12 protein-coding genes are annotated in these 12991 nt (G+C 75.2%); 8 read left to right on the top strand and 4 right to left on the bottom strand.

The genetic code is table 11. The annotated features are described in order from the left end of the window. Positions 1-2 precede the first annotated feature (2 nt). From OOJ91_RS01770 to OOJ91_RS01760, 3 genes are read right to left on the bottom strand one after another with little or no spacing between them, the layout of a single operon-like run. Entirely contained in the window at positions 3-542 is a 540-nt protein-coding gene (locus OOJ91_RS01770; RefSeq protein ID WP_266241665.1) for a PH domain-containing protein, read from the bottom strand. Between the two features lie 10 nt (positions 543-552). After that, the gene (locus OOJ91_RS01765; protein ID WP_266241664.1) at positions 553-1014 is read right to left on the bottom strand and encodes a hypothetical protein; all 462 of its coding nucleotides are present in this window, start codon (positions 1012-1014) and stop codon (positions 553-555) included. Next, on the bottom strand, positions 1014-1493 hold the full coding sequence (locus OOJ91_RS01760; protein ID WP_266241663.1) for a hypothetical protein: 480 nt from the start codon (positions 1491-1493) through the stop codon (positions 1014-1016). The genes OOJ91_RS01765 and OOJ91_RS01760 overlap by 1 nt, the downstream gene beginning before the upstream one ends. A gap of 44 nt (positions 1494-1537) precedes the next feature. On the opposite strand from OOJ91_RS01760, the gene OOJ91_RS01755 reads away from it, so the two are divergent. The 7 genes from OOJ91_RS01755 to OOJ91_RS01725 all read left to right on the top strand — a co-directional run bounded on the left by OOJ91_RS01755 (position 1538) and on the right by OOJ91_RS01725 (position 10813). After that, positions 1538-2557, top strand: coding sequence for a helix-turn-helix transcriptional regulator (locus OOJ91_RS01755; protein WP_266241662.1), 1020 nt, complete (start codon positions 1538-1540; stop codon positions 2555-2557). Positions 2558-2645: 88 nt separating this feature from the next. Next, entirely contained in the window at positions 2646-3278 is a 633-nt protein-coding gene (locus OOJ91_RS01750; RefSeq protein WP_266241660.1) for an ATP-binding cassette domain-containing protein, read from the top strand. Continuing rightward, the gene (locus tag OOJ91_RS01745; protein ID WP_266241659.1) at positions 3275-4552 is read left to right on the top strand and encodes an extracellular solute-binding protein; all 1278 of its coding nucleotides are present in this window, start codon (positions 3275-3277) and stop codon (positions 4550-4552) included. The genes OOJ91_RS01750 and OOJ91_RS01745 overlap by 4 nt, the downstream gene beginning before the upstream one ends. Continuing rightward, positions 4549-6315: an ABC transporter permease subunit gene (locus tag OOJ91_RS01740; protein ID WP_266241657.1), complete on the top strand. Its 1767-nt coding sequence runs from the start codon at positions 4549-4551 to the stop codon at positions 6313-6315. Before OOJ91_RS01745 ends, OOJ91_RS01740 begins: the two co-directional genes overlap by 4 nt. Continuing rightward, positions 6312-8717 (top strand): tetratricopeptide repeat protein, encoded by a 2406-nt coding sequence (locus OOJ91_RS01735; RefSeq protein ID WP_266241656.1) that lies wholly within the window; start codon positions 6312-6314, stop codon positions 8715-8717. Before OOJ91_RS01740 ends, OOJ91_RS01735 begins: the two co-directional genes overlap by 4 nt. A 45-nt stretch (positions 8718-8762) precedes the next feature. Next, on the top strand, positions 8763-9386 hold the full coding sequence (locus OOJ91_RS01730) for an ABC transporter ATP-binding protein (RefSeq protein WP_007459467.1): 624 nt from the start codon (positions 8763-8765) through the stop codon (positions 9384-9386). After that, a complete protein-coding gene (locus tag OOJ91_RS01725; protein ID WP_266241653.1) occupies positions 9383-10813 on the top strand; it encodes a DUF6297 family protein in 1431 nt (476 codons plus the stop codon). The genes OOJ91_RS01730 and OOJ91_RS01725 overlap by 4 nt, the downstream gene beginning before the upstream one ends. On the opposite strand, the gene OOJ91_RS01720 is transcribed toward OOJ91_RS01725, so the two are convergent. Beyond that, positions 10757-12307: a PLP-dependent aminotransferase family protein gene (locus OOJ91_RS01720; RefSeq protein WP_266241652.1), complete on the bottom strand. Its 1551-nt coding sequence runs from the start codon at positions 12305-12307 to the stop codon at positions 10757-10759. The two genes, OOJ91_RS01725 and OOJ91_RS01720, sit on opposite strands and share 57 nt — an antisense overlap. Before the next feature lie 64 nt (positions 12308-12371). On the opposite strand from OOJ91_RS01720, the gene OOJ91_RS01715 reads away from it, so the two are divergent. Beyond that, a complete protein-coding gene (locus OOJ91_RS01715) occupies positions 12372-12983 on the top strand; it encodes a LysE family translocator (RefSeq protein ID WP_266241651.1) in 612 nt (203 codons plus the stop codon). Positions 12984-12991 lie beyond the last annotated feature (8 nt).

Genomic DNA, 12991 nt, shown 5'->3' with positions numbered 1-12991 from the left:
ACCTAGCGCGAGACCACCGCCGGGCCGCCGAGCTGACCGTATTGGTGGGAGGCCCGCTCGGCGTCGAGCCGGGCGAGCATCCGGTCGAAGTCGTCGGCGGAGAGCACCGGGCCGTTGTTCTTGCGCCAGCCTCCCGTGCGGGAACGCCGCTGCACCGCCGACTCGAACGCCCCGTCGGTCGTGCGCACCCAGCAGGCGTCCCGCACGGTCGGTCCGCCGAGGAGCAGCGCGGGCCGCGCCTCGAACCCGGTCACCTCCGACCACGAGAACGTCCGCGTGCGGAACACGTGCCGCAGCCGTACGCCCCGGTCGTTGACGTAGATTCCGGCCAGGTACATCCGGAGGACGAAGGTCAGCCACAGCCCGAGGAACAGCAACGCGCCGGTCAGACCGAGGGCCGCCAGTGCGTCGATCCTGCCCTCGGCGAGTCCGCGGCTGGCAGCGACCACCACGGCGACGGCCATCGTCGACCCGACCAGCGCCATGAATCCGGTGAGCGCCTGCGCCGCGCCCCAGGGGCTGATCCGCCGCCATCTCCACATGCCCCGCAGGCTAGTCGGTGGACGCTCGCGTCGATTCCATGATCCAGTTCGTCTCCCAGGTGCGTTCGCCGTCGACCGAGAACGCCTGCTCCCAGCGGGCCGTGGTCGCGGTGATCCCCGACCAGATGAACCGGCACCGCACCGGACGCCCCTCGTGCCTGTCGTCGGCGTAGAAGCGGCCCACCCCGTCGACGAAACGGCCCACCATCGGCGGCTGCTCCACCTCGCCGCGACCGCTGTTCATCCAGTAGATCGACCACTGCTCGCTCACCGGGTCGAAGATCCTGATCGTTGCCCCGGAGAAACCCTTGGTCGGAAAGGTGATCTCGTCGAAGTTGCCGCCGCCGCCGAAGAAGCTGTGCGCGACCGACACGCCGGGGAACTCGTCCCACTCGTCGCAGCCGGTCAGCCGCTCGCGCAGCCGTCGGTTGACCACGTTCCAGGTGCCCACGTAGAAGTCGAAGTCGCCCATCAGCGGCCCACCGGCCCTTCCGCTCGCGTGTCGTCCAGATAACCGGTCAGGTCGGCAGCCTCCGGCGTCAGCATGTGCCGGACCCAGGCGGCCCGTTCGTGCTCCAGCACCGCCAGCTCCCACACGCAGCCGACCTCGCGCCGCCCCAGCTCGACGAAGTTGCTCGGGTCGTCGTCCGGGCAGTCCAGCACCGGCTGCCCGGCCACCGCGATGTGCACCTGCAGCGCGTTGTCCCACACCCAGGTGTACGCCAAGAGGTAGGCGCCGGTGTCCGCGCCCCGGTGCAGCACCACCCATCCGGTGGCCGGGGTGCCGTCACTCACCGCGCGGGCCAGCAGCGCCGGCAGCACCTCGTAGGCAGCCTTCTCTACCTCCGGTTCGATGGGCCGCTCCGGCTGGTCGATGTGGTAACGCTTGAGCTGCCAACCGTCCACCGTGATCGGTCCGGGCGTTCGGAGATCCTTGTCGCGAAAAGCCATGCCGGGACGGTAGAACCGGTCCCCTGACAGCTAGTGTCAGTGAAGTGCGGGCCAGTCGACTTCTCTCCGTCCTGCTGCTGCTCCAGTCGCACGGCCGGCTGACCGCCGCGCAACTCGCCGACCGGCTGTCGGTCTCGCCGCGCACCATCTACCGGGACGTGGAGTCGCTGCACGCCGCCGGCATCCCGCTCTACGGGGAGGCCGGGCACGCCGGCGGCTACCAGCTCGTCGACGGCTGGCGGACCCGGCTGACCGGCCTGACCGCCGACGAGGCCGACCGACTCTTCCTGGCCGGGCTGCCCGGCCCCGCCGACGAGCTGGGCGACGGCGACGTGGTGGCCGCGCTGCGACGCAAGCTGCACGCCGCGCTCCCCGAGCCGCTGCGCGACCGGGCGACCCAGCTGTCGCAACGCTTCCACCTGGACACACCCGGTTGGTACGCCGACGGCGACGCCTCCCCCGAGCTGGCCCGCACGGCGGAGGCCGTCTGGCGGCAGCAGCGCGTCGAGGTGCGCTACCGCGGCTGGCGCGGCGAGGTGACACGGGTGCTGGAGCCGTACGGCCTGGTGCTCAAGGGCGGCCGGTGGTACGTGGTGGCCACCCGACCGGGCCGAGTCGAGCCGGCGACCTACCGGGTCAACCAGATCCTCGCGCTGACCCCGCTGGCGCAGGAGTTCGACCGACCGGCCGACTTCGACCTGCCGACCTGGTGGCGGGAGCACGTGGTGCGGTTCCGGGCCCGGCTGCACCGCGACGAGGCCACCGTACGGCTGTCCCCCGCCGGCCGGGAGCGGCTGCGGGAGATCGGCAGCGACCCGGTGGTGTCCGCGGTGGACGCCAGCGCCGGGCCGCCCGACGCGCGCGGCTGGGTGACGGCGGTCCTGCCGATCGAGTCGCTCACCCACGCCCACGGCGACCTGCTACGCCTGGGCGCCGACGTGGAGGTGTTGACCCCTGTGGCGCTCCGCGACCGGCTGGCCGCCACCGCCGCCGGACTGGCAGCCCTCTACGCCACCGGCGACCAGCAGACGCCGCACGCCCCCTCCGGCCCGCCGACGCGGTAGCCACCGCCGCTTCCACAGTGGAAGATCGCGGGACATCGACTGTCGGCAGGGTGTGCCACTCTGGGGCGGGCACCAGCGGTCACCGGAGGTGAGGGCCACGTTACGACTACGCGCACTGGTCGCCGTCCCCGGCACCGGGCCGGTGACCCTCGACGTCCCGTCCGGCGCGACTGTCGCCCTGGTCGCGCCGCCCCGGGTCGGCACGGCCGTGGCGCGGGTCCTCGCCGGGCTCGCCGCACCGGTCACCGGGCGGATCATGGTGGGTGACCGGGACGTGACGGCCCTCGCCCCGCCGCGCCGGCAGATCGGCTACGTGCCCGCCGGCGGCGCGCTGCTGCCGCAGCTCACCGTGCGCCGCAACATCGAGTACGGCCAGCGCAAACGCGAACGGGTGCACGAGGTGGCCGACGACTGGACGGCGACAGTGGTGGACCGGCTGGAGCTGGCCCCGACGCTGGCCCTACTGCCACACCTGCTCTCCGACGCCCAACGGTTCCGGGTGGCGCTGGCCCGGGCGGCGGTCTGCCTGCCCGAGGTGCTCGTGGTCGACCTGCCCGTCGACCCGTCCGGCGGCAGTCGCCTCGGTGACCTGCTGCCCCGACTCGCGCCGCCGGACGCGCCCGGGGTGGCCGTGCTCGTCTGCACCGCCGACCCGGCCACGCTCGCCGAGATCCCCCGCCACCACGAGCTGGTCACCGAGCCCGACGAGGCGCTGCGGTGACGCCCGCAGGCCGGGTCACCCGGCGTACGCTGCTGCGCGCCGCCGCGGCCGGCGCGACGGCGACCGCGGCCGGGTGTGCCGGCGGCGGCCGCTCGGTGCAGGTGGCGGTGGTGTGGAGCGGCAGCGAGCTGGACCGCTTCCGCGAGGTCGTGGCCACCTATCCCGACCCGGTACGCGTGGTCAGCGCCGGCAACGACATCGACGCGTTCCTGCGCGCCCGACACCTCGCGGGCACCTCGCCGGACGTGGCGATCCTGTCGCGTCCCGGCCTGGTGACGGAGTACGCCGCGCGGGGTTGGCTGCGCCCGGTGCGCCCCTCGACGGAGTACGCGGTGCCCATCGGGCTCAGCGACCTGCTGCTGACCGGCGGTCAGCGCTACGGCGTCTGGGTGAAGGCCGCGCACAAGTCACTGGTCTGGCACCTGCCCTCGATGCTGCCCGAGCAGCCGACCAGCTGGGACGAGCTGGTCTCGTTGACCCGCCGCCTCGGCGCGCTCGCCCGACGCGGCGACGGCCCGGCGCCGCTGGCGATCGGCGCGGCCGACGGGTGGGTGCTCACCGACTGGTTCGAGAACGTGCTTGCCGACCTCGCGCCGAGCGCCTACGACGCCCTCGCCGGGCCGGACGCCGACTGGCAGGGCCGGCCGGTGCGCGACACCCTGGACCGGCTCGCCGAGCTGTGGAGCGTCGACGGCGCCTTCCCCGGCGGCGGCCGGCGTGCCCTGCTCACCCAGTACGAGGAGTCGGTGATCCAGGTGGTGCGCTCCCGACGGGCGGTGATGGTCTTCGAGGCCGACTTCACCGCCGAGGTGGTCGGCCGGTTCCGGAGCGGCCCGGAGGAGCCGGTCACCTTCCGGTTCCCGAGCGCCGGCACCGGTGCCGGCGCGCTGATCGTGGGCGGGGACGTGGCGGTGGTGTTCGCCGACGCCCGGGGTGGGGTGGAGCTGGTCGAGTGGCTGACCAGGGCCGACTCGTTCCGGCCCTGGCTGCGCGCCGGCGGCTACCTGTCGCCGAACACCACAATCGCGCTCACCGACTACGCCGACCCGGTCCGTCGCCAACTGGCCCGCGAGATGCGCGGCCCCGACACCCTGCACTTCGACCTCTCCGACCAACTGCCCGGGGCGTTCACCGGCTCCGACGGGGTCGGCATCTGGCGGATCATGCAGGACTTCTTCTCCGACGTCACCGACGGTGTGTCCGCCGGTGCGGCGGTTCGCCGGGCCACCGGGCAGCTCGCGGCGGCGGCCCGCGACGCGGGCGGTGGCCGATGAGCCAGGTCAAGGTGCTCGGTGAGCTGGCGGTGCTCGACGACGTAGGCCCGCCACGGCGCGGTCGGGCCTACCCGGCGGCCGGCGCGACCTCCGCGCTGCTGCTGCCGGCCGTGCTGCTGCTCGGCGCGCTGGTGCTGTGGCCGGTGCTGCGCACGCTGCACGCCAGCGTCACCACCGACGGTCGCTGGGTCGGCGCGGAGCACTTCCGCGCCGCGCTCGCCGCGCCCGGCACCGGCGCGGTGGTCGGCCGGACAGTGCTGTGGGCGGTCCTGGTGCCGGCGGTGGTGACGGCGCTGGGCTACCTGTTCGCCGTGGCGTCCCGCCGCTCCGAGGAGGGTGGGCTGGTCCGCCTGATCCTGCTGGTGCCTGTGGCGTTGCCCCTTGTCGTCACCGGGGTGACCTTTCGCCTCATGTACGACCCCGACCCGACCCGGGGCCTGGCCACCCTGCTCGCCACGCGGCTGACCGGCCGCTCGGCCGACGACGCGCCGCAACTGCTCGGGCCGGGCCTGGTCACGGTGGCGCTGATGTCGGCGTTCGTCTGGGCGTGGGTGGGTCTGGCCGTGCTGGTCTTCCGGGCCGCACTGGACCGGCTGCCGCCGAGCCTGGCCGACGCGGTCCGCGCCTACGGCGGCGGACGACGACACGTGCTGTGGGACGCGCAGTGGCGTCCGCTGCTGCTGCGGACCGTCGCGGTGGTGTTCGCGCTGGTGGCGCTCGGCACCAGCCGGACCTTCGACCTGATCCTCGTCATGACGCCCGGGTCGGTCCGCGACGACGCGGCGGTGCTCGCGCTGCGGGTCTGGCAGACCTCGGGCGGCACCACCACCGGGCAGGGCGCCGCGCTCGGCGTCGTCTGGCTGGTGGCGGTGGTCGCCGGGATGCTGGTGGCGGCATTCTTCGTCCGCCAGGCGTGGCCGCCGCCCCGCGTCGAGGCGACACCCGGGCCCGCACCGACGACGCCGCCGCGACGACTGTTCCGGCTGCTCGCCGCGGGCGGCGCGGTGGTCTGGCTGATCCCGCTGGTGGTGCTCGTGGCGACCTCCGCGCACGGGCAGGTGGACGCCGCCGCGCGCGGCTGGTGGTCGGCCCCGCCCGGTACGGGCTCCTACGCGGCGCTGCTCGGCGGTGACGAGCTGTGGCGGGCGCTGGGCTTCACGCTGCTGCTGGCGACAGTCGTCACCGCCACGGTGCTCGTGGTCGCGCTGCTGGCCGCGTACCCGCTGGCGTGGCTTACCGGGCCGGCCGCGCAGGCGACCGGGCTGCTGCTGATGGCCGCCACCGTCGTCCCGGTGCAGGTGATCGCCGGGCCGGTCAACGAGGTGCTCGGCGTGGTGCTCTCCTCCGGCACCTCCCGCGGGCTGGCCCTGGTGCACGTGGCGCTGGGGGTGCCGTTCGCGGTGCTGGTGCTGCGCAACGCGTTCGCCGACCTGCCTGCCGAGCAGGTGCGGGGCGCCCGACTGGGCGGGCGGCGCTGGTGGGGCACCCTGCACCGGCTGGCCCGGCACAACCTGCCGGCCGTGATCGCCGTCTCCGTGCTGGAGTTCGTCCAGGTCTGGAACGACCTGGCGGTGGGCCTGGTGTTCAGCGGGCCGGAGGCCACCCCGATCGGGCCGTTCCTGGCCGCCGAGGGCCGCGGCTTCGTGTCCAACAGCGGGGTCCTGGCCGCCAGCTCGGTGCTCGCCTCGGTGCTCCCGGTGCTGCTGATGGTGCTCGCCCGACGGCAGCTCGTCGCCGGGCTGGTCTCCGGGGGTGTCCGGTGACGGGCCCCACCGGTAACGGCCGGCTGCCGCGCTGGCCGGTGCTCGTGACGATCGGCACCCTGCTCAGCGGGGTGTTCGGCAACCTGGCCAGCAACCTGCTGTCCGAGTTCGCGGCAAGCGTGCTCGGCCCGGCGAGCATCGTGGTGGCGGTCCTCGGCGGCCTGGGTTTCGTGGTGTTCGAGCTGCGCCGACGTCGTGCCGTCCGGGAGACCGCCCCGGAGCCCACCGACGTCGTCACCGCACCGCCGACCGACGTGCCCACCCTGCCGTACACCGCCGGGTTCGCCGGCCGGGACGAGCACGTCCAGGCGGTGCTCGACCTGCTCGCCCGCGAGCACGCCGTGGCGGTGCTGGGCCGGCGGGCGGTGGGCACGTCCGCCTGCGCCGTCCAGGCGGCGAACCTGCTCCGGGACGACTTCCCGGACGGGCAATACCACTTCGACCTGCGCCGCGGCGGTCGTCCCCGCTCCGCGCGGCAGGTGCTCACCGCGCTGGCGGGCGTCCTGGGCACCGCGCCGCCGACGTCGGGCCGCCCGGACGCCCTCGCGGCCGCAGCCGCCGCGCTGCGCCGCAAGCTCGACGGTCGCAAGATCCTGCTGGTGCTGGACAACGTCGACCGTCCCGAGCAGGTCCGCGCGCTGCTGCCGCCGACCGCCCGCACCTGCCGACTGCTGCTGGCCGGCGGCCCCGCGCTCAGCGGTCTCAACGGGGTCGTGGAGCACTGGCTCGCCGAGCCCGGCCCGGACGAGGCGGTCGAGCTGTTCGCGGCGGCCGGTGGGGCCGCGCCGGCCGCCCGGATCCGCCGCGCGGACCCGCGCACCGACCCGGCGGTACGCGAGATCGTCGACCTGTGCGGGCGACAGCCCCGCACCGTGCGGGCGCTCGGCTACCGCACCGCCCAGCACGGCTGGCGGCACTCCGACGTGCTGGACGCGCTGCGCCGTGCGGTGCGTACCCCGCCGCACCAGCGCGTCGCCGTCTCGCCGGCGGCCCAGCTCGTCACCGAACGGGACACCGCCTATCGGGCGTTGACCCGCGAGGCCCGCCGGTTGTACCGACTGATGTCGCTGGCGCCCGCCCCGGTGGACCGGCCGACAATCGCCGCGCTGGCTCGCCGCCACCCCGAGCGGGTGACAGCGCTCCTCGACCAGTTGGCCGCCGCCGCGTTCGTCATCGGGGCGCCGGGCGACAGGTACGAGGTCCGTCCGCTGCTCGCCGCGAACGCCCGGCTGCACCTGCGCGACGCCGAGCCGGCCCGCTCCCGGGTCGCCGCGCAGGCCCGGCTGACCCGGCACCTGGCCCGCCGGGCCGAACGACACGCGGCCAACCTGGCCGTGCTCGGCTCCCCACCGGACCGGGAATGGTCACTGCCGCTCGACGACGACCCGTACGGCTGGTTCGACCTGCACCAGGAGTTGCTGCTGGCGGTGGTCCGGGTGCCGGCCGGCGCGGCCGAGACGCTGCCCCGGCGGGTCCGCCGGTGGTGGTTCCGGTTGGCCGTGGCGCTGTGCGGGTGGCTCGCGCACGTCGAGCGGCTCGACGAGTGGGAGCAGGTCTGCCGCACGGTCCTGGCCACCCCGACCGCCGACGACCGGCCGGAGATCGCCGGGTGGGCGCACAACGAGCTGGGTGTGCTGCGCCGGCGTCGGCACGACCCGCAGGGCGCGGCGGCGGCGCTCACCCTCGCGGTGGCCGAACGCGGGCGACGCGGCACCGCCCAGGCGCGGATGAACCTCGGCCTGGCCCTGCTCGACCTCGGGCAGCTCGACGACGCGGTGGAGCATCTGGAGCTGTCCCGCCGGCACCGCTCGTCCGCGGACCGGTCCGGGCACGCCCTCACCGACCTGGGCCTGGGCGCGGCGCAACTGGCCCGGGGCGAGCTGGACACCGCCCACCACCACCTGGTGCGGGCGGCGAACACGTTCCGCTCGGTAGGTGACGCGCGCGGCTACGCGGCGGCGCTTACCAACCTGGTGCTCGTGCACGCGACCCTCGGCGAGCACCTGGACGCGGCGCAGGCGTGGCGGGCCGCCCTGCGCGAGTACGAGTCGGTGAACGACCCGACCAGCCGCGCCGCCGCGCTGCTCAACGCCGGCGCGACGCTGCTGACCAGCACGCCGGGGCAGGCGCGGGCGGCGTACGAGCTGCTGGCCGAGAGCCGGCGGCTGCGGGCCGAGACCCGGCCCACTGCGGGGCTGGGCCGCACACTGCTGTACCTGGGCGACGCCGCCGCCGCGCTCGGCGACGGGGCCGAGGCGCGGCGGCTCTGGGCGGACGCGGCGACGGTGGCCGAGGAGGTCGACGACGACCGGGCGCTGGCCGCCGCGGACGACCGCCTGGAGCACGACGCCGACCCGCCGCCGGCCGGCCCCCGAGCGGCAGGCCCCGCCGAGCCGGCGTGATGTCCATCGCTCACGTTGGCCGGTGGCGCGGGTCTGGGAGAGTGTGTGACCGTGGACGCTCTCTCGGTGCGGGGACTCAGCCGCAACTTCGGCAACCTGGTCGTGCTCGACGACGTGAGCTTCACGCTGGCGGCCGGCCGGATCGCTGTGGTGCTGGGCCCCAACGGCAGCGGCAAGACCACCCTGCTGCGGTGCGTGGTCGGCGCCGACCGCCCGGACGCCGGTGAGGTGCTGGTGCAGGGCCGCCGGGCCGACGAGACCGATCCGCAGGTACGGGCGCTTGTCGCGGCCGCCCTGGACGACATCGACTTCTTCCCCGACCTGTCGGTGGTCGAGCACCTGGAGCTTGTCGCGTACGCCCACGGGGGCGACGCCGAGCCGGTCGAGGAGGTCCTCGCCGAGCTGGGCCTGGAACCGGCCCGCGACCAACTTCCGGTGACCCTGTCCAGTGGCCAACGCCGCCGGCTGGCGCTGGCGTCGTGCTTCGTGCGCCCACGACGGGTGCTGATCCTGGACGAGCCCGAGCAGCGGTTGGACGTCCGCGGCCGGCAGTGGCTGGCCGACCGGCTGCGCCGGGAACGGGACGCCGGCACCGCAGTGCTGCTCGCCTCGCACGACCCGGAGCTGATCGACGCGGTGGTCGACGAGCGGATCGAGATCGGTCGGTGAGCGCCGCGCCGGCCACGATCGCCGAGACGCCCGCCGGGCTACCCACCGCCCGGCAGGTGCGCACACACCTGCGCCGGGCCCGCCGCCGCCACCACGAGCACTCCCTCGGCGACGTGCTTGGCGACGCGTACGTCGTCGTGCTCTTCGTGGGCATGTACGGCTGGTTCGCGGTCAGCGCCAGCCGCGACGTGCTGGTCTCCCCCACCGTCGGCCGGGCCGACGAGGGGGTGCGCTGGTGGCTGGCGGTGGCCGCGCTGCTGGCCGGCGCGGGGCTCGCCTGGCGGGGTCTGCGCGCGCTCGGCCCGCTGCTTGTCACGCCGGCCACCCAGAGCTGGGTGACAAGCGCCCCGGTCGACAGGCGGGCCTGGCTGGCGCCGCGCCTCGGCGTCCTGCTGGCGGGCGCGGCGGCCGGTACGGCGCTGCTCGCGGTGGCCGTGGCCGTGCTGGGCGGCGTCACCGACCTGGGCGCCGTGGGCTGGGCCGCGGCGGCCGGTGCCGGGTGGGGCGCCGCCGCGCTCGCCCTGAGCGTCGTCGCCCAGAGCAGCAGGTCGGGCCGCCGCTGGCCGACCGTGGTCGGGGCGGCGCCGATGGCGGCGGCCGCCGTCGTCGCGACAGTTGTGGTGATCGTCGGTCGCCTCGGCGAGGCGCTGCCCCGGCCTGCGGCGCTGCCGACCGGCGCGCTCGTCGCCGTCGGGGTGCCCCTCGCGGTCCTCGGCACGATCCGCGCCGTGCGGTCGCTGCCCCGGGTGGACCGGGCCACGCTGACGACAGGCGCGCAGTTCGCCAACGCCGCCGCGACGGCCACGATCCTGCTCGACCCGAGCATGCTCACCAGCCTGGTGGAGAGCAGGCGCTGGCGGCGCATCGGCCGGGTCCGCAGCCGCCGCTTCCGGCCCGGTCCGGCGTGGTGGGCGCTGCTGCAGGCCGACGTACGCCGGCTGCGCCGCCACCCCAGCGCCCTGCTGATCTGGGCCGGGCTGATCGGCGTCCAGTACGCCGCCGCGCTCGCTCTGCCGGGGCTCGCCGGGGCGACGCAGGTCGTGTTCGCCTACGTCGCCACCGACCGGCTCACCGGCGGCCTGCGGGCGGTCAGCCGGTCACCCGGGCTGCGTCGGGCGCTCGGTGGCAGCGACGCGGCGCTACGCGGAATCCACGTGGCGGTGCCGGCGGTCGGCGCGGGCCTGTGGTGGCTGCTGACCCTGCCGAGCCTGCCGACCCTCGACGCCGGTCCGACCTGGCTGGCGCCGACGCTGGCGGTCGGGGTGGTGGCCGCCGCGTGGCGGGCCGGCACCCGTCCGCCGATCAACTACGGCGGCGCGACTGTCAACACGCCGTTCGGGATGATCCCTGTCGACCTGCTGCGCCAGGGCTCACGCGGGCCGGCCCTGCTGGCCGTGCTGGTGCTCGTCCAGCTCTTCCTGGGCTGAGCGCGCCCGCCGACCGGTCGGCCGCAGCACCGCGGCGATGGCGGCGACGCCCTCGTCGATCTCCGTCGCCGTCCGGGCCGCGTAGCCGAGCACCAGGCCGGGCCGGTGTGGCCGCTGGCAGTGCCAGGACAGGGGCTGCACCTTCACCCCACGCGCCAACGCCGCCGCCGCCACCTCCGTGTCCGCCACGGCGTCGTTCAGGGTGATCGTCAGGTGCAGCCCGGCCGCGGCGCCGTGCACAGTGGCGGTCGGCAGGTGCCGGGCCAGGGCGGCGACCATCGCGTCCCGGCGGCGGGTGTGCCGGCCACGCAGCAGCCGCAGGTGCCGCTCCAGCGCGCCGGAGGTCATCAGCTCCGCCAGGACCAACTGCGGCAGCACCGCGTTGCCCAGGTCGGCGTTGCGTTTGGCGGCCACCACCGCCGCCCGCAGTCGCGGCGGCACGAGCAGCCAGCCGACCCGCAGCGCCGGGGCGAGCAGCTTGGACATGCTTCCGGCGTAGCAGACCTGCTCGGGCAGCAGGCCCCGCAGCGCGGGCACCGGGGGCCGGTCGTAGCGGTGCTCGGCGTCGTAGTCGTCCTCGATGATCAGACCGCCGGCCCGTGCCCAGTCGAGGAGTTGGCGGCGACGGTCACCGTCGAGCACCACGCCTGTCGGGAACTGGTGCGCGGGCGTGAGCAACACCGCGGGCAGGCCGCTGGCGACCAGCTCGTCGACGCGCAGCCCGGCGTCGTCCACGCTTACCGGCGGGGTGACGACCTGCCAGTTGTTCAGGTGCTGCCGTACGCCGAGCGAGCCCGGCTCCTCGACCGCGATGCGGTCGATGCCGATCGGTCGTAGCGCCTGGGCGAGGAGGCCGACGGCCTGCGACACCCCGGCCACGATGATCACGTCGACGGGGTCGACGGTGATGCCCCGGTTACGGGCCAGCCAGGCGGCGACGGCCCCACGCAGCACGGGCGCGCCGCAGGGGTCGCCGTAGCCGAGGTCCGCGGCGGCGAGGCGGCGGAGCACCGTCCGTTCCGACCGCAGCCAGTCCGCGCGGGGAAAGGCGGTCAGGTCGGGTACGCCGGGGGTCAGGTCGACCGTCGCGCGGGCCGCCCGTACCGCGTCGAAGATGTCGCTGCCGGGGGCCGGTGGGAAGAGCGCGGCCGGTTCGGCAGGCGCGGCCGGGGCGGGCGGCGGCGTGGGCGGCGCCCCCGGGGCGCCGACGACCACGGTGCCGGCCCGGCCCCGGCCGGTGAGATGCCCCTCCTCGGTGAGCCGCTGGTACGCCTCGGTGACCACGCCCCGGGAGACGCCGAGGTCGGCGGCGAGCACCCGGCTGGCGGGGAGCCGGGCGCCGATCGGCACCCGCCCGTCGGTGATCGCCTGGCGCAGCCGGCCGGCGAGCCAGTCGGCACGTCCTCCGGGGGGCGCGTCGGCGACGGTGAGGTGCAGAAAATCCGATCCGGCCGTTATGGACCTCTCGGAGTCGTTCGCTTTGGCCCTGCTCACCGGACCATCTTGGCAGCAGAGTGGGTCGGAGACACCCCGCCCGACTCCAAAACGGAGGACGACCGTGAGCATTCCCTTTCTGATCACCGCCCTGATCGTGGTGATCACCCCCGGCACCGGGGTGTTCTTCACCCTCTCCGCCGGACTGTCCCGGGGCGCCCGGGCCGGCGTGCTCGCCGCGTTCGCCTGCACGCTTGGCGTGGTCCCCCACCTGCTGGCGGCGCTGACCGGTTTGGCGGCGCTGTTGCAGACGAGCGCCACGGCGTTCGAGGCCGTCCGGTACCTGGGCGTCGGCTACCTGCTCTACCTGGGCTGGTCGACGATCCGCGACCGCAGCGCCTTCGCGGCGACGAACGACAGCCCACCCCGCTCGGCGGCCCGGGTGATCGTCTCCGGAGTGCTCGTCAACCTGCTCAACCCGAAGCCGACGCTGTTCTTCGTCGCGTTCCTGCCGCAGTTCGTGGACACCACAGCCCCGGGCTCGACCCGGGCGATGCTCGCCTGTGGCGTGGTGTTCATGCTGCTCACCTTCGTGGTGTTCAGCGGCTACGGCGTCTTCGCCGCCCACCTGCGGGACCGGGTGCTGACCCGCCCCCGCGTCACCGACTGGCTGCGCCGGTCCGTCGCCGGCACGTTCGTCGCGCTCGGCGTGACGCTCGCCCTCACCGAACGATAGGGAGTCCG

Source organism: Micromonospora lupini, from assembly GCF_026342015.1.
Classification (GTDB): Bacteria; Actinomycetota; Actinomycetes; order Mycobacteriales; family Micromonosporaceae; genus Micromonospora; species Micromonospora lupini_B.
This window is presented reverse-complemented; position numbering and strand designations above follow the sequence as displayed.